This is a genomic window from Paenarthrobacter sp. TA1.8 (assembly GCF_048595705.1).
In the GTDB taxonomy this organism is placed as follows: domain Bacteria; phylum Actinomycetota; class Actinomycetes; order Actinomycetales; family Micrococcaceae; genus Arthrobacter; species Arthrobacter nitroguajacolicus.
This window is the reverse complement of the sequence record NZ_CP184287.1, coordinates 3,186,674-3,205,102: the sequence shown is the minus strand read 5'-3', so window position 1 is coordinate 3,205,102 and position 18,429 is coordinate 3,186,674. Positions and strand designations below refer to the sequence as shown.

The following is an 18,429-nucleotide window of genomic DNA, read 5'->3' as shown; positions in this document are numbered from 1 at the left end:
TACCGCCATTGCACGTGCCCACTCTTGGAGTGATGCGCTAAGTGGAATGGATTCTTCTCCTTGCCGGCTTTGCCCTGATTCTTGGCACCGGCTTCTTTGTAGCAGTTGAGTTTTCCCTTGTTGCCCTGGACCAGGCAAGCGTTCAGCGGGCGGTGGATAACGGCGACCACGCTGCCGCGCCGCTGCTCAAGTGCCTCAAATCGCTCTCCACGCAGCTCTCCAGTTGCCAACTCGGCATCACATTGACGACTCTCTTGACAGGTTTCGTGATGGAGCCCTCTGTGGGGCAGTTGCTCGTTGGGCCCCTCGGCTTGCTTGGCCTCGCCCCTGAGGTCGCGCATTCGGTCGCGCTGATTGTTGCCATGGCGTTTGCCACGCTGCTGTCGATGCTTCTGGGCGAGCTGGTCCCCAAGAACATGGCCATTGCCCTCGCTTTCCCTTTGGGTAAGCGCCTCGCGCGGCCCCAGTTGATGTTTACCGCCGTTTTCAAACCGGCGATCGTGGTGCTCAATGGTTTCTCGAACAAGGTGCTGAACCTGTTCGGCCTCGAAGCAAAGGAAGAGATCTCGGGGGCAAGGACCCCCGCAGAGCTTGCGTCCTTGGTGCGGCGCTCGGCCGAGCTGGGGACGCTGGATGCCGGGACAGCCAACTTCGTTGCCCGCACCCTGAACTTTTCCGGGCGCACGGCGGCGGACGTCATGACCCCCCGCATCCGCATGGAAACCATCGACGCCGATCAGCCGGTCTCAGACGTCCTGGACGCCGCGCGGCGAACCGGATACTCCCGTTTCCCTGTCATTGGGGATTCGACGGACGATATCCGCGGGGTTGTTCACGTCAAGAAGGCAGTTGCTGTCCCTGCGGAGCGTCGGGCCAAGCTTGAGGCGGGCGCGATCATGACTGACGTCCTGCAGGTCCCGGAGACTATCCATCTGGACGCACTCCTGTCTGAGCTGCGCGAAGGCAACCTTCAGCTAGCCGTCGTGCTGGATGAATACGGCGGCACCGCGGGAATCACCACCCTCGAAGACCTTGTGGAAGAGATCGTCGGCGAAGTATCCGACGAGCATGACAAAGTTCGGCCGGGAGTGCTGCAGAGCGCATCCGGTGACTGGTATTTCCCGGGCTTGCTGAGGCCGGACGAAGTGTCCGAGCAGATCCCCAACCTCACTGTTCCTGATGAATCCGCCTACGAGACTGTGGGTGGTTACGTCATGAGCCAGCTGGGCCGAATTGCCAGGACAGGCGATGTGGTGGGCACCGTTGGCGGGACGCTGACGGTGACCAGGATGGATGGCCGAAGGATCGACCGGATCTGTTTCCATCACGTGGAGACGGGCGAATCATCATCCGCTGCCTCCGGAAGCACGCGTCACGAAGCAGGTGCCGTATGAGCGACTGGGCAGGAATCGTCTGGCTCGTGGTCCTTTTGATCGGCAACGCCTTCTTTGTGGGTGCAGAGTTCGCAGTCATGTCTGCGCGTCGCAGCCAGATCGAGCCGCTTGCCGAAGCGGGATCCAAGCGCGCGCAAACAACGCTGCGCGCCATGGAAAACGTTTCGCTGATGCTCGCCTGTGCGCAGTTGGGTATCACTGTCTGCTCCCTCCTGATTCTTCAGGTTGCCGAGCCCGCAATCCACCACTTGTTGGCGGAGCCCTTGGAGCTGGTCGGTGTTCCGGTTGAACTGGCAGACATCATCGCTTTTGCCATTGCGTTGCTGTTCGTCACGTTCCTGCACGTCACCTTTGGTGAGATGGTGCCTAAGAACATTTCGGTCTCCGTTGCGGACAAGGCTGCCCTGCTGCTGGCCCCGCCGCTGATGTTCATAGCCAAGGTGGTCAATCCGATCATCTGGACGCTGAACTGGCTGGCCAACCACATCCTTAGGTTGATGAAAATTGAACCCAAGGACGAAGTCTCCTCTACGTTCACGCTGGAGGAGGTGCAGTCGATTGTCCAGGAGTCCACGCGCCACGGCCTTGTGGACGACGAAGCGGGCTTGCTCAGCGGTGCTTTGGAGTTCTCGGAACATACTGCCTCGCACATCATGGTTCCCCTGGACAAGCTGGTGGTACTGAAGACAGCGTCCACGCCCGTGGACCTCGAGAGGGCGGTCAGCCGCACCGGATTCTCCCGGTTCCCGATGGTTGACGACGACGGCGAACTCGCCGGATACCTGCACGTGAAGGACATCCTGTCCATTCCCGACGAGGGCCGGAGGTACCCCATCGCAGAGGGTCGCATCCGGTCACTGGCAAACCTCTCCCCGGATGACGAGATCGAACAGGCAATGTCCGTCATGCAACGCACGGGTTCACACTTGGCCCGTGTTGTTGGTGCGGGCGGCGAGACTCAGGGTGTCCTGTTCCTGGAGGACGTCATTGAGCAGTTGGTAGGCGAAATCCGTGACGCCACACAGGCGACCGGCATTCGCCGTTACGGTGGTCAGCAAGCGCAATAGCAGGAGAAAGTGAGTCTGGCGTCGATGGATCTCCATCGGCGCCAGATCCGTCTAAACTGGAATCATTCCTATTTAGGGGTACACTGGGTGGAGCCCCTAATTGTGTTTGATTCTCATTTTGACTAGATCCGAGGTCTCCGTGCGCCGTGCCGCCGCCCGTCTTTCCCTGGCCGCTTCTGCAGGTCTTGCTGCCCTCCTGTTGTCCTCCTGTGCTGGCCCGGCCGGCGGCAATACTCCGTCTTCATCTGATGCCATCGAGGTAGTGACCTCTACCAACGTCTATGGGGATGTGGTCAAGGCAATCGGTGGTGACAAGGTCAACGTGAGTGCGATCATCACCAAGACCAGCCAGGATCCGCACTCCTATGAAGCCACGGCCCAGGACAAGCTGCTGATCTCCAAAGCCAAGCTGGTGGTGGAGAACGGGGGCGGGTACGACGAATTCCTTCACAAAATCGCTGATGAAACCAATGTCGCGGGTGAGTACTTTATCAGTGCCGTAGAGATCTCAGGCCTTGCCTCCGAAGAAGAAACCCACGGTGCCGAATCCAAGAGCGCCGAGGTCCCCGGCGAAGAGGAGCATGGTCACGGCGAGTTCAATGAGCACGTCTGGTATAACTTTGACGCCATGGGCAAGCTTGCCGATGCTGTTGCCGGTAAGTTGAGCAGCCTCGATCCCGAATCTGCCCCTACTTTCACTGCGAACGCGGACTCCTTCAAAACGAAAATATCCGAACTGACCGGCAAACTCGGTGAGATCAAGGCCGGCAACGAGCACGCACCCGTTGCTGTTACCGAACCCGTTCCCCTGTACCTCCTGGAGGCGGCCGGCCTGGAAAATAAGACGCCGGAAGCTTACAGCGCCGCGATCGAAGAGGAAACAGATGTCCCTCCCGCCGTCCTGAAGGAAACCACAGACCTCGTCAGCGCCAAATCTGTGCGTCTCCTCGCCTACAACCAGCAGACGGAGGGGCCACAGACCGAGTCCGTCAAGCGCGTCGCTGAAAGTGCCGGGGTGCCGGTTGTGAACTTCACCGAAACACTTCCGGACGGCAAGGACTACCTTCAGTGGATGGCGGATAACGTGGAATCCATTTCGGCAGCACTCAAGAAGTAGCCGTCCCCGCATAACAACGTGCAGGGGAGAGCCCCGTTGGCGTCCTAAGATATTCAGGATGGCTGCGGGGCCTTTTCCTGCCATCAGCACAGCCGCGGATACCAGCGGCATAACTATTGCGCTCCTCCGGGGCGCATGGATCGAGGACAACTTTTGACACCGGTAGTGAGCCTCCGCGGAGCGAGCCTGCAGTTCGGCAAGAGGACACTGTGGCGGGATCTGGACCTGGACATCCACCCCGGAGAGTTCTTTGCCGTTCTTGGGCCCAATGGCAGCGGAAAAACAAGCTTCCTGAAAGTTCTTCTGGGGCTGCAGGAACTGCATTCCGGAACTGTGTCGCTGGGCGGCCACGCAGTGGAACGCGGCAGTAAACGTATTGGATACATACCGCAGCAAAAGTCCTTTGCAGCGGATACGCCGTTGAGGGCACGCGACCTGGTTGGGCTGGGGATCGATGGGCACCGCTGGGGAATGCGGTTCGCATCCGGCAAGGTCAACCAGCGGATCGACGAGTTGTTGGAGCAAGTGGGCGCGTCAGACTACGCCAAGGTGCCGGTGGGGCAGTTATCGGGTGGCGAGCAACAACGTCTCAGGGTGGCTCAGGCACTGGCCACTGAGCCTCAGGTTCTCCTGTGTGATGAGCCGCTGCTCTCCCTGGACCTGCATCATCAGCAGGGCGTCAGTTCACTGATCAACAAGCAATGCCACGATCGGAACAGTGCCGTGGTCTTCGTGACCCACGAAATCAACCCGGTTATCGACTATGTAGACAGGGTCCTCTACCTTGCCGGCGGCCAGTTCCGTGTAGGGACGCCTCAGGAAGTCATGACCACGGAAGTTCTTTCCGAACTGTACGACAGTCATGTGGAGGTCATCCACACCAACGGAAGGATCGTCGTCGTCGGTCTTCCAGACGCAACCACGCACTTCCATGACGATGCCCACGCCACCGCGGGGGAGGAGTTCTAGATGGATCTCGAGAGCATCCTGCAGACCATTTTCAACTTCGAGAATTACGGTGAGTTGCTGGTACTTGTCCAAAATTCCATCTGGGCGGGAGCTGTCCTCGGATTGCTGGGCGGACTGGTTGGCACCTTCGTGATGAAGCGCGACCTTGCTTTCGCTGTTCACGGCATTTCCGAGCTGTCCTTCGCCGGTGCGGCGTTTGCTCTCCTGATTGGCACCGACATCATTTTTGGTTCCTTGATCGGCTCGGTGGCTGCGGCAGTGCTCCTGGGTTTCATGGGAGTCCGGGCCCGGGACAAGAACTCGATCATCGGTGTGATCATGCCGTTCGGGCTGGGCTTGGGGATCCTGTTCCTCGCCCTTTATGAGGGGCGCGCGGCGAACAAGTTCGGCCTGCTGACCGGTCAGATTGTGTCCGTGGATACGGTGCAACTGCAGGTTTTGGCCGGCACCGCAGTGGTGGTGATGGCGGCGCTGGCGGCGATCTGGCGGCCACTGAGCTTTGCCAGCGTTGACCCGGAGATGGCTGAGGCCAGAGGGGTTCCGGTTCGCGGCCTGGCCATCGGCTTCATGGTTCTCCTGGGTGTCAGCGTGGCACTGTCCATCCAGATTGTCGGCGCGCTGTTGGTACTTGCCTTGCTGATTACCCCTGCAGCCGCTGCACTGCGGGTCACCACATCGCCCCGTTTGGTGGTGCTGCTGAGTGTTCTCTTCGCGATGACGGCCACCGTGGGCGGTATTCTCCTGGCCTTGGGTAGCCGTATTCCCATCAGCCCTTACGTCACCACGCTGTCCTTCCTGATCTACGTGGTGTGCCGGGTCATTGGCAGGGTCCGCGCCAACAGAGGCATCAACGGCCGGGTGTCGCGGGACCAGCCGGCAGGTGCCCTCTAGAGCTTGCCGGCTGCCTTCTTGGCCGTGCATTCGGGGCATAGCCCGAAGATTTCCACTGTGTGGGCTACCTCGGTGAAGCCATGTTCAGTTGCCGTGCGGGCAGCCCAGGTCTCGACGGCGGGTGCTTCCACTTCTTCTGCCTTGCCGCAGTTGCGGCAAAGCAGGTGGTGGTGGTGCCCGGTGACTGCACAACGACGATAGACGGCTTCGCCGTCTCCGTTTCGGAGGACGTCAATGAGTCCGTCGTCCGCCAAGGACTGCAGAATGCGGTACGCAGTAGCCAATGACACCGAGATGCCCTTGTTCTGCAGCAGCCGGTACAGCTCCTGGGTGCTGACGAAGTCATCCAATTCATCCAGGGCAGCGCTGACGGCCAAGCGCTGCTTGGTGACGCGCTGCTCCTTGACGCCGCTGGTGGCCGGCGCGTCATGGCCGGTCGTGGCGGGACTGGTGCCTTGTGGCATTGAAAGACTCACTTCCCTGGGGATGCTGGCAAACCCCAATTTTACCAGTAGGGGAACCTTGGAAACTGTCAGCGGGCGGCCCTAGGCTGTCTCCATGAAGCTCACCAAGTACACCCATGCCTGTGTTCGGTTGGAGAAGGAAGGAAAGGTCCTGGTGATTGATCCCGGGACTTTCTCCGAGTCAGAGGAAGCGTTAAGCGGAGCCCACGCTGTACTTGTCACGCACGAGCACAATGACCACATTGACCGCCCGGCAGTAACGGCAGCCCTGCGGAGCAACACCATGCTGGAGGTCCACGCGCCAGCCGGGGTGGCAGCTGCGTTGAAGGAAAACGGGGATGTCGCCGCCCGCGTGCATACTGTGGAACCCGACTCCGGCTTTGACGCGGCAGGATTCAACGTCCGGACTTACGGTGGTCAACATGCCGTCATCCACGCCCAGATCCCGGTGGTAGCGAACATCGGCTACTTGGTGGACGACAACGTATTCCACCCCGGGGATTCGTTCGTGGTCCCTGACGGAATCAGCGTCCAAACCCTTCTTGTCCCCATTCATGCGCCGTGGTCCAAGGTGGGCGAGGTAGTGGACTTCGTCATTTCCGTACGAGCTCCAAAGGCATTCCCTGTCCATGACGGGCTGCTCAACGAACTGGGCCGGGGGATTGTCGAGGGACACGTCACCCGGATAGGGGCCCGCTACGGAACCACTTACGCGCGATTGGCGCCCAAGGAGTCCGTGGAGGTCTAGCCGGTCCAAACTCCTGTGCTGTGGAAGTTTTCCAAAACTGCTTCATGCGGTGCGGGGTCCAGGCCGTGCGCGGCCAACCATCCGGCGTCGTTGTAGCTTCCCGCATAGCGGTCGCCGGCGTCGCACATCAGGGAAACGACGCTGCCCCTGCGGCCCTCAGCCACCATCCCGGCAACCAATTGCCAAACGCCCCAGAGGTTGGTCCCGGTTGAAGGCCCTGCATGCAGACCGGTGAGTTTCCGGAGGTGCAGCATGGCGGCAACGGACGCGGCGTCGGGCACTTGGATCATATGGTCGATGACCGCCGGCACGAAGCTGGGCTCAGACCGAGGCCTGCCGATGCCCTCAATCCTGGACGGCAGGCCAGTGGCTGCGGCTGCGTTTCCGTCCCGCCACGCCGGGTAGAAAGCCGAGTTTTCGGGATCAACAACGGCCAGGCGGGTGTTGTATCGGTTGTACCTCAGATAACGGCCGATGGTGGCGCTGGTACCGCCGGTGCCGGCGCCCACAACGATCCATTCCGGAACCGGGTGCTCTTCCAAGGAAAGCTGTTCGAAAATCGACTCGGCGATGTTGTTGTTGCCCCGCCAGTCCGTTGCCCGCTCGGCAAACGTAAATTGGTCCATGTAGTAGCCACCGGACGTCCTGGCCGTCTCTTCGGCCACGGCGTAAACTTCCGAGGCGTGGTCCACCAACAGGCAGGCGCCGCCGAAATCCTCGATCAGGGCGATCTTCTCGGGGCTGGTGGTCTTAGTCATGACTGCGATGAAGGGCAAGCCGATGAGCCGGGCGAAGTAGGCCTCTGAAACGGCCGTGCTGCCGCTGGAGGCTTCCACGATGGTGGTGCCCTCGGTGATCCAGCCGTTGACCAGGCCATACAGGAACAGGGACCGCGCCAAACGGTGCTTGAGGCTGCCGGATCTGTGGGTTGACTCGTCCTTCAGGTACAACTGGACTCCCCAGTGGTCCGGGAGTGGAACCGCATAAAGGTGGGTGTCGGCGGAGCGGTTATTCTCGGCCTCGATCTTACGGATGGCCTCGCTGGCCCATGCCCTGTCCTGAATACACGAATTGCTCACCGGATAAGCCTAGGCTGGAATTCGGACACCGGCAGCAACGAAACCTCTGCGGAAGACCAGCCGCCAGAACGAAGGAGATCCCATGGCCACGTTGATGAGTGCGTCAGAACTGCACCAGCGACTCGAAACCGGGCGGCGGACTGTGCTTCTCGACGTCCGATGGGTCCTAGGCCGCACTGACGGGCACCTTGAATATCTGGGCGCCCATCTTCCGGGCGCCGTTTTCGTGGACCTGCCCACAGAGCTGGCCGACCACGCACAGACCGGGCTGGGCCGCCACCCGTTGCCAACCAAGGACCGCTTTCAGGAGTCGGCTCGAAAGTGGGGGATTAACGACAGCGACACCGTGGTCGCGTACGACGACAGCGGCAGCATGGCCGCGGCACGCGTTTGGTGGATGCTGCGGAACGCTGGATTTGTCTCTGTGTACCTGCTCGACGGCGGCCTCGCCGCTTGGCGTTCGGCTGGTTACCCGGTGGAGTCCGGTGAGGTGAGTCCCGCCGTGGGAAATGTCACTTTGGGCGAAGGCCTCATGCCGGCCATCACGGAGCAGGAGGCGGCACAGTGGCATCGCAATGGTGTCTTGCTGGATGCCCGGGCAGGGGAGAGATACAGGGGCGAGGTGGAACCGATAGACCCCAGGGCCGGGCACATTCCGGGTGCGGTGAGCGCGCCGACCACGGGGAACGTCTCAGCTGCCGGCACGTTTCTTCCAGAGGAAGAGCTGCGGAGGCGTTTTGAGGAGTTGGGTCTGGATCAGTCGTCCAACGTTGCTGTTTATTGCGGATCCGGCGTGACAGCTTCCCATGAGATTGCTGCCTTGGAGATCGCCGGATACCGTGCGGCGCTCTATCCGGGTTCATTCTCGCAGTGGTCAAACAATGCTGCGAATGACGTGGCTGTGGGCAGCGTGCCGTTTGACGAGGACTCCGCGGCCCCAAGTGGCACAAGCACGGCTGCCGGGAGTAGCGTCGGAGCATGACTCCCGGACGCCCTGTGCCCCCGCCCCTCGCCAAGCCCGTCACCCTGGATAGCAGTGAACACCGGTCCGGAACGCTGGCTGCAGCGTACGGGGCCACTTCCCCGGACAGTGGTTTGGTGCCGCTGACTGTTGCGCGCCGGACCCCTACAGCGGACGACGTCGAAATCGCGATTGAATTCTGTGGTTTGTGCCACTCGGACGTGCATGCAACGCGCGGTGAATGGCGGATTCCTCCCTACCCGTTGGTTCCAGGCCACGAGATCGTAGGCCGTGTGACACGTGTGGGTGCCGGGGTGCAGGAATTTGCCCCCGGCGATCGTGTTGGTGTGGGTTGCATGGTGGACTCCTGCCGCGAATGCGAGAGCTGCCTTGAAGGACTGGAACAGTACTGCGAGCGGGGCAACGTTGGTACTTATGGAGCTGCGGACCCGCGTCATGGGGACGACATTACGCAAGGGGGATACTCGACGTCGGTAGTGGTGGACAGGCGCTTCGTGCTGCGCATCCCGGAGGCCCTTGATCCGGCAGCGGCCGCTCCCTTGCTGTGTGCCGGAATCACCACATACTCTCCGCTGCGTTATTTCGATGTGGAGGAAGGCGACTCCGTAGGTGTCGTAGGCTTGGGTGGCCTTGGCCATATGGCAGTGAAGATCGCCAAAGCCATGGGTGCCGACGTCACCGTTTTCACGACGTCGGAATCCAAGTTCGAGGCTGCCCGGGAACTGGGCGCTGACCACGTGGTCCTCTCCAAGGACGCGGACGCCATGGAGGCCGCCAACCGGAGCATCGACGTCATCATCGATACCGTCGCAGCGCCGCATGATCTCAACCCGTACTTCCGGACCCTTCGCCTGGATGGGGCCCTCTTCCAATTGGGCCTCCCCGCGGACGACATGCCGCCGGTCAGCCCGGGACTGCTCATCCGCCGACGACTCGCCTATGCGGGTTCACTGATCGGCGGCATTGAGGAAACGCAGGAAATGTTGGACTTCTGCGCCGAACACGGGGTTGTGAGCGACATCGAGATAGTGGGAGCCGGACAACTCAATGAAGCTTACGACCGCATGGTGGCCGGGGACGTGAAGTACCGTTTCGTACTGGACACCGCAACACTTCAGGAACCATCCGAAAGGTCAGACGCATGAGCACACTGTTCACCAAGATCATCAATGGGGAGATCCCGGGCCGTTTTGTCTGGAAAGACGAGGACGTGGTCGCTTTCCTGACCATCTCGCCCATTACCCAGGGACACACCTTGGTGGTTCCGCGTGAAGAAGTGGATTCGTGGACGCAAGCCAGCCCTGAACTGCTGGCCAAGGTCATGGACGTGGCCCAGCGCATCGGCAAGGTGCAGGAGGCTTTGTTTGACGCCAAGCGCGTTGGCGTGCTGATGGAAGGTTTCGAGGTAGACCATTTGCATGTCCACGTGTGGCCCGCCTACTCCACGGCAGACTTTGAAATCCACAACGTGGACCACAACCCCGATCCCGCGGTCATGGAGGCCACGGCTGTAAAGCTCCGTGCTGCGCTTCGGGAAGCAGGCCACGGCGACGCAGTCCCTCAGGACTGAGTCCTGCACGACTTAACCCGGCGGTGCTTATTAAGCGCCGCCGGGTTTTTTCATGGCATTGCACCGCGGCTATGCGGGTGCCAAGGCTTGGTTCAGCACCGTGCGGATGCGCTTTTCCGACACTGAGTAGGCAGTACCAAGCTCGACGGCGAAGAGGCTCACCCGGAGCTCTTCGATCATCCAGCGCACCCGGGTTAACTCGGTGCCCGCCCTGCGTCCCGGAAGGAGCGCCGACACAGCGTCGTCGTAGTCGTCCTCCAGTGCCTGCACTATTGCCATGTTGAGGCTGTCCCGTTGAACGTTGCCCGGGAGCTTTTCCAGCCGCTTCTCGATCGCCTGCAGATAGCGTGGCAGTTGGCTGAGCTGCGCATAACCCGTCTGTGCCACAAAGCCCGGGAACACCAGTTGCTCCAGCTGGCTCTTCATGTCGTTGAGGGCGCTGATCAGTGGCAGGCTGGTGTTGGACTTCAGCTGCTTCTGGATGCGCCGCGTACTGGCCAGGATGCGTTCGACGACGGCGGTCACCGTGAACACGGTGTCGATCAGTTCTGCCCTGACCACTTCGTACAACGCATCGAAGGCCTCCTTGTCCCACGGCAGATCCTGCGGAACCAGTTTGTCGATGGCTGCCAGTGCACAGTCAGCGATGAGGGCACTCACGGATCCATGCGGGTTTTGGCTGAACGTCAGCTTCTCCGTATTACTGAGGTGTTCCAGCACGTAACGGTCGGGTGGTGGGATCCGGAGGGCCAGCAGCCGGATAACACCGCCCCGCATGGCGGCTTCCTGTTCCGGCCGGGTCTGGAAAACACGAAGGGCGACAGACTTGCCCTCATCGACGACTGCAGGGAAGCCCGTCACGGCGTGACCCTTCACGGTGCGCGTCACTTGGCGTTCCACTGCGCCGAAGTCCCAGGCGGTGATACCTTCGCGTTCGGCAACCGCTCCGCCACCGGCAGGAGCCGGCCCTGAAGCCGGCGTTCCGCCGTTGGGTGCGCTCAGCGGGCCGGTTGCCTTGACGCCTTTGGCGCGTGACGTCGTCGCAGGTGTTGCTCCGAGTGATTCGGCAATGGCGCGGCGCGTGGCCGGTGCCAGCTTTTCCTGGAGTCCAGCGAGGTCTTTTCCTTCGTCGAGCACCTTGCCACTGCTGTCCACCACCTTGAAGCTCACACGCAGATGCGGCGGTACTGCGTCCCAATTCCAGGATCCAGGGGGAATGACGTGCCCGCGGAGCCGTCGAAGGACAAGTTCCAAAGACGGCTCGAGCTCATCGGTGGCGGGATCGAAGTCTGCTTCCAGTGCTGCGGTTGCTTGCCTCGCAACGTCAGGGGCAGGCACGAAATTCTTCCGTACTTGCTTGGGCAGCGATTTGATGAGGGCAGTGACCAGCTCCACCCGTTGGCCCGGGATTTGCCAACGGAAGGGGGCGTCGTCCAATTGGTTGAGGAACAACACCGGAACTTCGGCGGTGACGCCGTCGGACGGATTGGGGGCCGAGCCTGGAGCCACAGGATGGAATTCGTAGCTCAGGGGCAGTTCGAATCCCTTGTGCAGCCAACTCTTCGGATATGCGGAGTCGTCCAGTGCCTCGGCATCTTCGCTCATCAGCAACGATTGGTCGAAGTCCAGGAGATCGGGGTCTGACTGGCGGGCATCCTTCCACCACTTATCAAAGTGCCTCTCGGAAACCACTTCCTTGCCCACGCGTGCGTCGTAGAACTCGAAGAGCGTCTGATCGTCCACCAGGATGTCGCGGCGCCGCATACGGGTTTCGAGTTCTTCGATTTCCTGCAGGAGGGCGCGGTTACGGTGGAAGAACTTGTGATGGGTCTTCCACTCGCCTTCTACCAGAGCGTGGCGGATGAACAGTTCACGTGAGAGTTCGGGATCGACCCGTCCGTAGTTGACGCGGCGGTTGGGAATGATCGGGACGCCGTAGAGCGTCACTTTCTCGTGAGCCATGACGGCCCCTTGCCGTGAAGACCAGTGCGGCTCACTGTAGGACCGCTTTACCAGGTCCGGAGCTACCTGCTCGGCCCACAGGGGATCGAACTTGGCGGCGACACGTGCCCAGAGGCGGCTGGTTTCCACCAATTCCGCCGCCATAACGAACGTAGGCGATTTCTTGAATAGTGCTGAACCTGGGAAGATCGCAAACCGGCTTCCGCGGGCGCCGGCGTATTCACGCTTGCGCTCATCCAGCAGGCCGATATGGCTTAGCAAGCCGGAAAGCAGGCTGATGTGGACGCCCTCGTAGTTGCCTACGGGATCCGCTTCCCGTTTGTTGTCCAGCGATATGCCAAGGGGTTTGGCCATCTGCCGGAGCTGGGTGAAGAGGTCCTGCCACTCACGCACGCGCAGGTAATTGATGAATTCGTTGCGGCATAGCTTGCGGAACTGGGTGGAGGACAGCTCGCGTTGCTTTTCCTGGATGTAGTTCCACAGATTGAGGAAGCCGGTGAAGTCCGAGAGTTCGTCCCGGAATCGTGCATGCTTCTCCGCAGCCAACTGTTGCTTGTCTGTTGGCCGTTCACGGGGGTCCTGGATAGTGAGGGCGGCCGCCAGGATCATGACCTCGCGGACACAGCCGCGCTTTCCCGCCTCCACGATCATCCGGCCCAGCCGTGGATCCACAGGCAGCTGAGCCAATTTCTGCCCGACGGCGGTCAGTCCACTGCCGCTGCGACCGTTGCCACCCGCGTCACCGGACTTGGGCGACGTCAAGGCGCCGAGTTCGCGCAGGAGCGTGACGCCGTCGTTGATGGCCCGGGAGTCGGGCGGTTCCACGAACGGGAAATTCTCTACGTCTTTGGGTCCGCGGGCAACTCCCATCGCGGTCATCTGCAGGATAACGGCAGCGAGGTTGGTCCGGAGAATCTCCGGGTCGGTGAACAGCGGACGCGATTCGAAGTCCTCTTCCGAGTACAAACGGATGGCAATGCCCTCGGAAACGCGCCCACAGCGGCCCGAGCGTTGGTTGGCCGAGGCCTGTGAGACGCGCTCAATGGGAAGGCGCTGGACTTTAGTACGGTGTGAGTACCGGGAAATACGAGCGGTTCCGGTATCGATCACGTACTTGATGCCCGGCACGGTCAGCGACGTTTCGGCAACGTTGGTGGCCAGGATGATGCGCCGTTTACCGCCGGGGTTGAATACCCTGTGCTGCTCTTGCAGGCTCAATCGGGCAAACAGGGGCAGAACTTCCGTCCCGGCCAGGCGCCTGTTCGTTTGGATGCGGCCGTTGATGGCTTCAGCAGCATCCCTGATTTCGCGCTCGCCGGAGAAGAAAATGAGGATGTCGCCGGGCGCTTCCTTGGCGAGCTCGTCCACGGCGTCGCACACAGCGTCCAGGGGATCGCGGTCCTCTTCGAGTTCATCGTCCGAGGTGTCTTCGTCCCCGCCCGCCGGCTGCGACAAAGGCCTGTACCGGATCTCCACGGGATACGTTCGTCCGGAGACCTCGATGATCGGAGCCGGATCTTCTTCTGTGCCGAAGTGTTTGGCGAACCGTTGGGGATCGATGGTAGCCGAGGTGATGATGACCTTGAGGTCCGGACGCTGGGGGAGGATGCGCTTGAGGTAGCCCAGGATGAAGTCGATGTTGAGGCTGCGCTCGTGGGCTTCGTCGATGATGATAGTGCTGTATTTCCGCAGCAGTTTGTCCCGCTGGATCTCTGCGAGGAGGATGCCGTCGGTCATCAGCTTGACTTTGGTGGACGCGCTGACCTCGCCGGTGAATCGGACCTGGAAGCCCACTTCCTGGCCAATTTCCACGTCGAGTTCGGAAGCGATGCGTTCAGCCACCGTGCGGGCCGCCAGCCGGCGTGGCTGGGTGTGCCCGATCAGGCCCTTGTCTCCAAGGCCAAGTTCGAGGCACATTTTGGGGATCTGGGTGGTCTTACCCGAACCGGTCTCGCCGGCAATGATGGTCACCTGGTTTGCGGCGATGGCCGCCATCAGATCCTCGCGGCGCTCGGATACGGGCAGCTCTGCGGGGTAGGAAATATGAAGTGTCATGGCTGCTGTCAGTCTACTGTGAGTGGGGTTCCACGTCCGCTGTGTCCGTCACAGTCCCGGCCGCAGCACTTAGCCGGCTGGATAGTTCCATGGCGTAAGCCTTGAATTCAGCAGGCTCGAGGATCTCGAAGTCCAGGTCCATCGCAGCCAAATACGCCGCCGGGGCGGCAAGGTTGTCCCATCCGGAGCGCAGGATGGTGGCATTCAGGCCGTCGGCAGTCAGTGTCGCATATTGGGAACTAATGGTGGCGGCTACCTCGGCCAGTGGAGCGCGGAGCCGCACCACGACGTCGAACCTGTACGGCGAACGGGTGATGGACTGCTGCACGTAAGCGGCGAGGTCTTCCGCAGGCAGGGGCCTTGGCGTGTACCTCTTCCGTTCCGACGGCAGGGAAGCAAGACGGTCAGCCCTGAAGGTTCGCCAATCTTCCCGTTCAACGTCCCACGCCACCAGATACCAGCGGCGTCCGGTGTCCACCAATCTGTAGGGCTCCACCAGCCGGCGTGCTGATTCGCCGTCGGATTTCACGTAGTCGAAGGAGATTTGGCGCCGGTCCGATATGGCGGCGGAGACGACGGTCAGTTGCTGGGGATCAACGGTCCCCGCGTTGCTGGGGAGGGTGGTGACGGCCGCTTTCAGCATGGCGAACTTGGGACGCAGGCGGGACGGCAAGACCTGCTCCAGCTTTGCCAAGGCGCGGACGGATGCTTCACCGATGCCTGCTACGGGGCCTGCGGCTACGGAATTCAAACCTAAGGCGACAGCCAGGGCTTCGTTGTCATCAAGCAGCAGCGGCGGAAGCTGCGCACCGGCACCAAGCTGATAACCACCGGCTATGCCGGGGGAGGCGTGTATGGGATATCCCAGGTTGCGCAGCTTGTCGATGTCCCGGCGCACGGTCCGCTCCGTCACACCCATGCGATGGGCCAAGGCTGGTCCCGTCCACTCGCGGCGCACCTGCAGCAGTGATAACAGCTGGAGGAGCCGCGCAGACGTTTGGATCATGCAAGTGAATCTAGCCCATGGGACATCCGCATGGGTCCATTGGCGGGACCATGGGCAACATAGGGACGCCCGCCGTTCGGGAGGAATCCTGCAGAATTCCGTGAACGGGCGGGCGTCATATGGATGTGGCCTGGTGTACCTCGCGGCGGCTTGGCATCCCCCTAGTAGATACGGGGGTTCCAATACGGGCTGCTCGGAGCGTCGAAAGCGCTCCAGGGCTCCTTGGAGTTGATGGGCGGGTTGTGCCCGCGTCCATCCTTCAACAGGGCTGAAACGGTGGCAGCGACGGCGGTGATGAGGACGATGAAGAGGATGATTCCAAAGATTTCCATGCCTCAAGCCTGCTCTCACGGCAGCTGAAGAAACAGTGGCAGAAATGCCCCATTTAGATAATTTTCTGCCACACTGGAGATATGTTGAAATCAGTGGCGGTGATCGTGGTTCCCAACTTCTCGATCTTTGAATTCGGTACAGCCTTTGAGGTCTTCGGCATTGATCGATCGGACCGGGGTGCCGGAGTACCGGCTTTTGACTTCCGCGTGGTTGCCCCGGAACCGGGTGATATCCGCATGAAATCCGGCTTGTCCCTTCATGTAAACCTCGGCCTCGAAGCAGCAGCCGACGCGGATCTCGTCATCATGGCGCCGTTTGGCCGTGACCAGGACGTACCCGAGTCCGTTATGGCTGCCTTGCGCGCAGCGCATGCCAGGGGCGCGTGGGTGATGTCCATTTGCTCCGGTGCCTATGCCCTGGCCCGGGCAGGTTTGCTGGACGGGCGTCGCTGCACCACGCACTGGCACTATTCACAGGACCTGGCCAGCCGGTACCCGAACGCTATCGTGGACGAGAACGTCCTCTACGTTCAGGACGGGACCATCATCACCAGCGCTGGCACCGCCGCCGGAATCGACGCATGCCTCCATCTCGTTCGTGAGGAGCTGGGAGCGAACGTAGCAGCCGCGATCGCGCGCGACATGGTGGTACCGCCGCATCGCGACGGCGGCCAGGCCCAGTTCATCGACAGGCCCATGCCCCGCTGTGGCTCAGCGCCCATGGAGGCGTTGCTGCGCTGGATGGTTGAACACCTCGACGAAGAGCACAGCGTGAACGAGTTGGCTGCACGGCTCCACATGTCTCCCAGGACGTTTGCCCGCCGTTTCCGGGCCGAAACCGGAGCGACGCCCGCAGCCTGGCTGAACTCGCAACGTGTGCTGCGTGCGCAGGAACTGTTGGAAACCACTGAGTTGAACATCGACGAGATCGCCCGTGTTGCAGGGTTCGGGCATTCCGTCCTGCTGCGTCACCACTTCACCAAAGTGTTGGACACAAGTCCGCAAAGCTACAGGCGGGCATTCCGGGGGCAGTTGGCGGAAGCCATCTGAAATCGCGCCCAACCAGAAGCCGACCGAAACCGCGTCGGGCTATGAGTGCGGCTCCTCTTAGCGGCGGTTTCCGAACCCGCCCCGCGACTCTGCACCTTCGGCCTTGGCGCATTCCACCAGTTCCTGCCAGGGGCCTGTTACGGCGCGGTCGGGAAGAGTTGCCCGCCGCTGCCCCGCACGGATGGAGTACATAAACCGGTCCGGCTCATTAGGTGTCCGGGACTGACTCTTGGCTTCGTCCCACGGGCAGGCCTCAACGATCAGCACCCATCGTTCCTTCTCATCGGGAGACACAGCATCTACGCTCCAGACGCGTGTCATCGCGGCGATTCCCCCACTGCGTTGGACGGTGATCTTCATGGCCGGCTGCTTCTCGTTCGACGTTCCGTTGTCAGCCAACCGGCAGGGACCGAACCAAACTGTCCGGTCCCGCCACCTGACTAAACCTTGACCTTCACAGTCTCCCACGCCTTCAGGACGGCGTCATGCTCAGCTGATCCGGTCCCGAAAAGTTCCACAGCAGTTGCAACTGTGGTCTTGGCAAACTTTCCAAACGTGCAGGTTGCCGGCAAGGATCCACTGGTCAAGGTGTCGTACCAAATCTGGCCGGGCGCCTCCCACGCATTGCCTCCGAGTTCCGAGGCAACCACGTAGAAGGCCTTATTGGGGATGCCGGAGTTGATATGCACTCCGCCATTGTCAGCACTCGTCCGTACGTACGTATCCATGGAATCCGGTTGCGGGTCTTTACCCAAAACGTCGTCGTCATAAGCCGTCCCCGGCGCTTTCATTGAGCGCAGGGCGGCGCCTTGGACCTGATCTGTAAAGAGGCCCTCCCCGATGAGCCAACTGGCATCCCGGGCGGACTCCTGCTTCAGATACTGCTCGACGAGGACCCCGAAAACGTCCGACATGGACTCGTTCAGCGCGCCGGCCTGGTTCCGATAGGCCAAATTGGCTGTGTATTGGGTGACCCCGTGCGCAAGTTCGTGGCCTATGACACTCACGGACTTGGTGAAGCGCTGAAAAATCTGGCCATCGCCGTCACCGAAGACCATTTGGCTCCCGTCCCAAAAGGCGTTGTCGTAGAGCTTCCCGTAATGAACCGTTGCATCCAGGGCGAGCCCTGCACCGTCAATGGAGTCCCTCCCGAAGATCTCCCCGTACAGCCGGTGTGTGCTCCCGAGGCCGTCGTAGGCCTCGTCCGCAGCAACGTCACCGACGGGTGGGGTTCCTTCCTTGCGGACAATGCGGCCGGGCAAGGCCTCGGAGGACTCGGCATCGAAGATTGTCCGCTTGGGCGGACCGGGTTTGGCTTGACGTGCGCTCGGCGGTGCAGCAGGGATGGGGGCTGTCCGGATGGCCTGCAGATCCTTGATATGCAGCAACGACTCTTTCGCGGCCCTGGCAACTGCCCGGAGTCGTGGTTCGTTCCGGGCAGCAATCCTGCGCAGCATATACGGCGGGACGATTGAACACATCACGGCAAAACCCCTTTGGCTATCGGTATGACCAACTGAAATCAGCCTAGGAGCAGGGGCTGACAATATTGCGGTCCAAGCCCGGCAAGCCCCCAACTGATAGTCCATATCCGGCACACAAAAATACCCCGCCAGCAACGCTGGCGGGGTATTCGTTGTGCCCTCGATAGGATTCGAACCTACGGCCTTCTGCTCCGGAGGCAGACGCTCTATCCCCTGAGCTACGAGGGCATCCAGGGTTCCCTCCGTTGCCGGTGGGACG

Annotated in this window: 17 protein-coding genes and 1 tRNA gene; 10 read left to right on the top strand and 8 right to left on the bottom strand. The window is 61.2% G+C overall.

The window, feature by feature from the left end:
• Positions 1–41 precede the first annotated feature (41 nt).
• From ACNAOT_RS14910 to ACNAOT_RS14890, 5 genes are all read left to right on the top strand, one after another.
• On the top strand, positions 42–1,394 hold the full coding sequence (locus tag ACNAOT_RS14910; protein ID WP_420178430.1) for a hemolysin family protein: 1,353 nt from the start codon (positions 42–44) through the stop codon (positions 1,392–1,394).
• A complete protein-coding gene (locus ACNAOT_RS14905; protein ID WP_420178429.1) occupies positions 1,391–2,461 on the top strand; it encodes a hemolysin family protein in 1,071 nt (356 codons plus the stop codon). Before ACNAOT_RS14910 ends, ACNAOT_RS14905 begins: the two co-directional genes overlap by 4 nt.
• 106 nt (positions 2,462–2,567) lie before the next feature.
• On the top strand, positions 2,568–3,578 hold the full coding sequence (locus tag ACNAOT_RS14900) for a metal ABC transporter solute-binding protein, Zn/Mn family (protein WP_420178428.1): 1,011 nt from the start codon (positions 2,568–2,570) through the stop codon (positions 3,576–3,578).
• Positions 3,579–3,713: 135 nt separating this feature from the next.
• Positions 3,714–4,547 carry a metal ABC transporter ATP-binding protein gene (locus tag ACNAOT_RS14895; protein WP_178997623.1) on the top strand — a complete coding sequence of 278 codons (834 nt, stop codon included), beginning with the start codon at positions 3,714–3,716 and terminating at the stop codon, positions 4,545–4,547.
• Positions 4,548–5,438, top strand: coding sequence for a metal ABC transporter permease (locus ACNAOT_RS14890; RefSeq protein ID WP_091468467.1), 891 nt, complete (start codon positions 4,548–4,550; stop codon positions 5,436–5,438).
• Here the strand turns inward: ACNAOT_RS14890 and ACNAOT_RS14885 are convergent.
• Entirely contained in the window at positions 5,435–5,902 is a 468-nt protein-coding gene (locus tag ACNAOT_RS14885; protein WP_017198476.1) for a Fur family transcriptional regulator, read from the bottom strand. The genes ACNAOT_RS14890 and ACNAOT_RS14885 overlap by 4 nt on opposite strands.
• A 94-nt stretch (positions 5,903–5,996) precedes the next feature.
• Here ACNAOT_RS14885 and ACNAOT_RS14880 point away from each other — a divergent pair, with 94 nt between their 5' ends.
• Entirely contained in the window at positions 5,997–6,650 is a 654-nt protein-coding gene (locus ACNAOT_RS14880) for an MBL fold metallo-hydrolase (RefSeq protein ID WP_091468465.1), read from the top strand.
• Here ACNAOT_RS14880 and ACNAOT_RS14875 read toward each other — a convergent pair.
• Positions 6,647–7,729, bottom strand: a complete 1,083-nt coding sequence (locus tag ACNAOT_RS14875; RefSeq protein WP_420178427.1) for a PLP-dependent cysteine synthase family protein — start codon at positions 7,727–7,729, stop codon at positions 6,647–6,649. The genes ACNAOT_RS14880 and ACNAOT_RS14875 overlap by 4 nt on opposite strands.
• 82 nt (positions 7,730–7,811) lie before the next feature.
• Here ACNAOT_RS14875 and ACNAOT_RS14870 point away from each other — a divergent pair, with 82 nt between their 5' ends.
• From ACNAOT_RS14870 to ACNAOT_RS14860, 3 genes are read left to right on the top strand one after another with little or no spacing between them, the layout of a single operon-like run.
• Positions 7,812–8,711, top strand: a complete 900-nt coding sequence (locus tag ACNAOT_RS14870; protein ID WP_420178426.1) for a sulfurtransferase — start codon at positions 7,812–7,814, stop codon at positions 8,709–8,711.
• A complete protein-coding gene (locus ACNAOT_RS14865) occupies positions 8,708–9,856 on the top strand; it encodes an NAD(P)-dependent alcohol dehydrogenase (protein WP_420178425.1) in 1,149 nt (382 codons plus the stop codon). Before ACNAOT_RS14870 ends, ACNAOT_RS14865 begins: the two co-directional genes overlap by 4 nt.
• Complete coding sequence (locus ACNAOT_RS14860; RefSeq protein WP_091468455.1) at positions 9,853–10,281, top strand: HIT family protein; 429 nt, start codon at positions 9,853–9,855, stop codon at positions 10,279–10,281. The genes ACNAOT_RS14865 and ACNAOT_RS14860 overlap by 4 nt, the downstream gene beginning before the upstream one ends.
• A 69-nt stretch (positions 10,282–10,350) precedes the next feature.
• On the opposite strand, the gene hrpA is transcribed toward ACNAOT_RS14860, so the two are convergent.
• From hrpA to ACNAOT_RS14845, 3 genes are all read right to left on the bottom strand, one after another.
• Positions 10,351–14,298: an ATP-dependent RNA helicase HrpA gene (gene hrpA, locus ACNAOT_RS14855; protein WP_420178424.1), complete on the bottom strand. Its 3,948-nt coding sequence runs from the start codon at positions 14,296–14,298 to the stop codon at positions 10,351–10,353.
• A 13-nt stretch (positions 14,299–14,311) separates the two neighbouring features.
• Entirely contained in the window at positions 14,312–15,304 is a 993-nt protein-coding gene (locus ACNAOT_RS14850) for a helix-turn-helix transcriptional regulator (RefSeq protein ID WP_420178423.1), read from the bottom strand.
• A 161-nt stretch (positions 15,305–15,465) separates the two neighbouring features.
• The gene (locus ACNAOT_RS14845; protein WP_014922190.1) at positions 15,466–15,636 is read right to left on the bottom strand and encodes a hypothetical protein; all 171 of its coding nucleotides are present in this window, start codon (positions 15,634–15,636) and stop codon (positions 15,466–15,468) included.
• Between the two features lie 81 nt (positions 15,637–15,717).
• Between ACNAOT_RS14845 and ACNAOT_RS14840 the strand changes: the two genes are divergently transcribed.
• Complete coding sequence (locus ACNAOT_RS14840; protein WP_420178422.1) at positions 15,718–16,686, top strand: GlxA family transcriptional regulator; 969 nt, start codon at positions 15,718–15,720, stop codon at positions 16,684–16,686.
• A gap of 57 nt (positions 16,687–16,743) precedes the next feature.
• Here the strand turns inward: ACNAOT_RS14840 and ACNAOT_RS14835 are convergent, their stop codons facing one another.
• The 3 genes from ACNAOT_RS14835 to ACNAOT_RS14825 form a co-directional block, all read right to left on the bottom strand.
• Entirely contained in the window at positions 16,744–17,046 is a 303-nt protein-coding gene (locus tag ACNAOT_RS14835; protein WP_420178421.1) for a protealysin inhibitor emfourin, read from the bottom strand.
• Between the two features lie 80 nt (positions 17,047–17,126).
• Positions 17,127–18,167, bottom strand: coding sequence for a M4 family metallopeptidase (locus ACNAOT_RS14830; protein WP_420181175.1), 1,041 nt, complete (start codon positions 18,165–18,167; stop codon positions 17,127–17,129).
• A gap of 158 nt (positions 18,168–18,325) precedes the next feature.
• Positions 18,326–18,398 (bottom strand) — tRNA-Arg (locus ACNAOT_RS14825).
• Between the last annotated feature and the right edge of the window lie 31 nt (positions 18,399–18,429).

Bases quoted from the DNA above. Each gene is read 5' to 3' on its own strand.
- ACNAOT_RS14840 (WP_420178422.1), top strand. From the start codon at position 15,718: ATGTTGAAATCAGTGGCGGTGATCGTGGTTCCCAACTTCTCGATCTTT.
- ACNAOT_RS14885 (WP_017198476.1), bottom strand. From the start codon at position 5,902: ATGCCACAAGGCACCAGTCCCGCCACGACCGGCCATGACGCGCCGGCC.
- ACNAOT_RS14890 (WP_091468467.1), top strand. From the start codon at position 4,548: ATGGATCTCGAGAGCATCCTGCAGACCATTTTCAACTTCGAGAATTAC.
- ACNAOT_RS14850 (WP_420178423.1), bottom strand. From the start codon at position 15,304: ATGATCCAAACGTCTGCGCGGCTCCTCCAGCTGTTATCACTGCTGCAG.
- ACNAOT_RS14860 (WP_091468455.1), top strand. From the start codon at position 9,853: ATGAGCACACTGTTCACCAAGATCATCAATGGGGAGATCCCGGGCCGT.
- hrpA (WP_420178424.1), bottom strand. From the start codon at position 14,298: ATGACACTTCATATTTCCTACCCCGCAGAGCTGCCCGTATCCGAGCGC.
- ACNAOT_RS14880 (WP_091468465.1), top strand. From the start codon at position 5,997: ATGAAGCTCACCAAGTACACCCATGCCTGTGTTCGGTTGGAGAAGGAA.
- ACNAOT_RS14845 (WP_014922190.1), bottom strand. From the start codon at position 15,636: ATGGAAATCTTTGGAATCATCCTCTTCATCGTCCTCATCACCGCCGTC.
- ACNAOT_RS14870 (WP_420178426.1), top strand. From the start codon at position 7,812: ATGGCCACGTTGATGAGTGCGTCAGAACTGCACCAGCGACTCGAAACC.
- ACNAOT_RS14905 (WP_420178429.1), top strand. From the start codon at position 1,391: ATGAGCGACTGGGCAGGAATCGTCTGGCTCGTGGTCCTTTTGATCGGC.
- ACNAOT_RS14830 (WP_420181175.1), bottom strand. From the start codon at position 18,167: ATGTGTTCAATCGTCCCGCCGTATATGCTGCGCAGGATTGCTGCCCGG.
- ACNAOT_RS14865 (WP_420178425.1), top strand. From the start codon at position 8,708: ATGACTCCCGGACGCCCTGTGCCCCCGCCCCTCGCCAAGCCCGTCACC.
- ACNAOT_RS14835 (WP_420178421.1), bottom strand. From the start codon at position 17,046: ATGAAGATCACCGTCCAACGCAGTGGGGGAATCGCCGCGATGACACGC.
- ACNAOT_RS14895 (WP_178997623.1), top strand. From the start codon at position 3,714: ATGGATCGAGGACAACTTTTGACACCGGTAGTGAGCCTCCGCGGAGCG.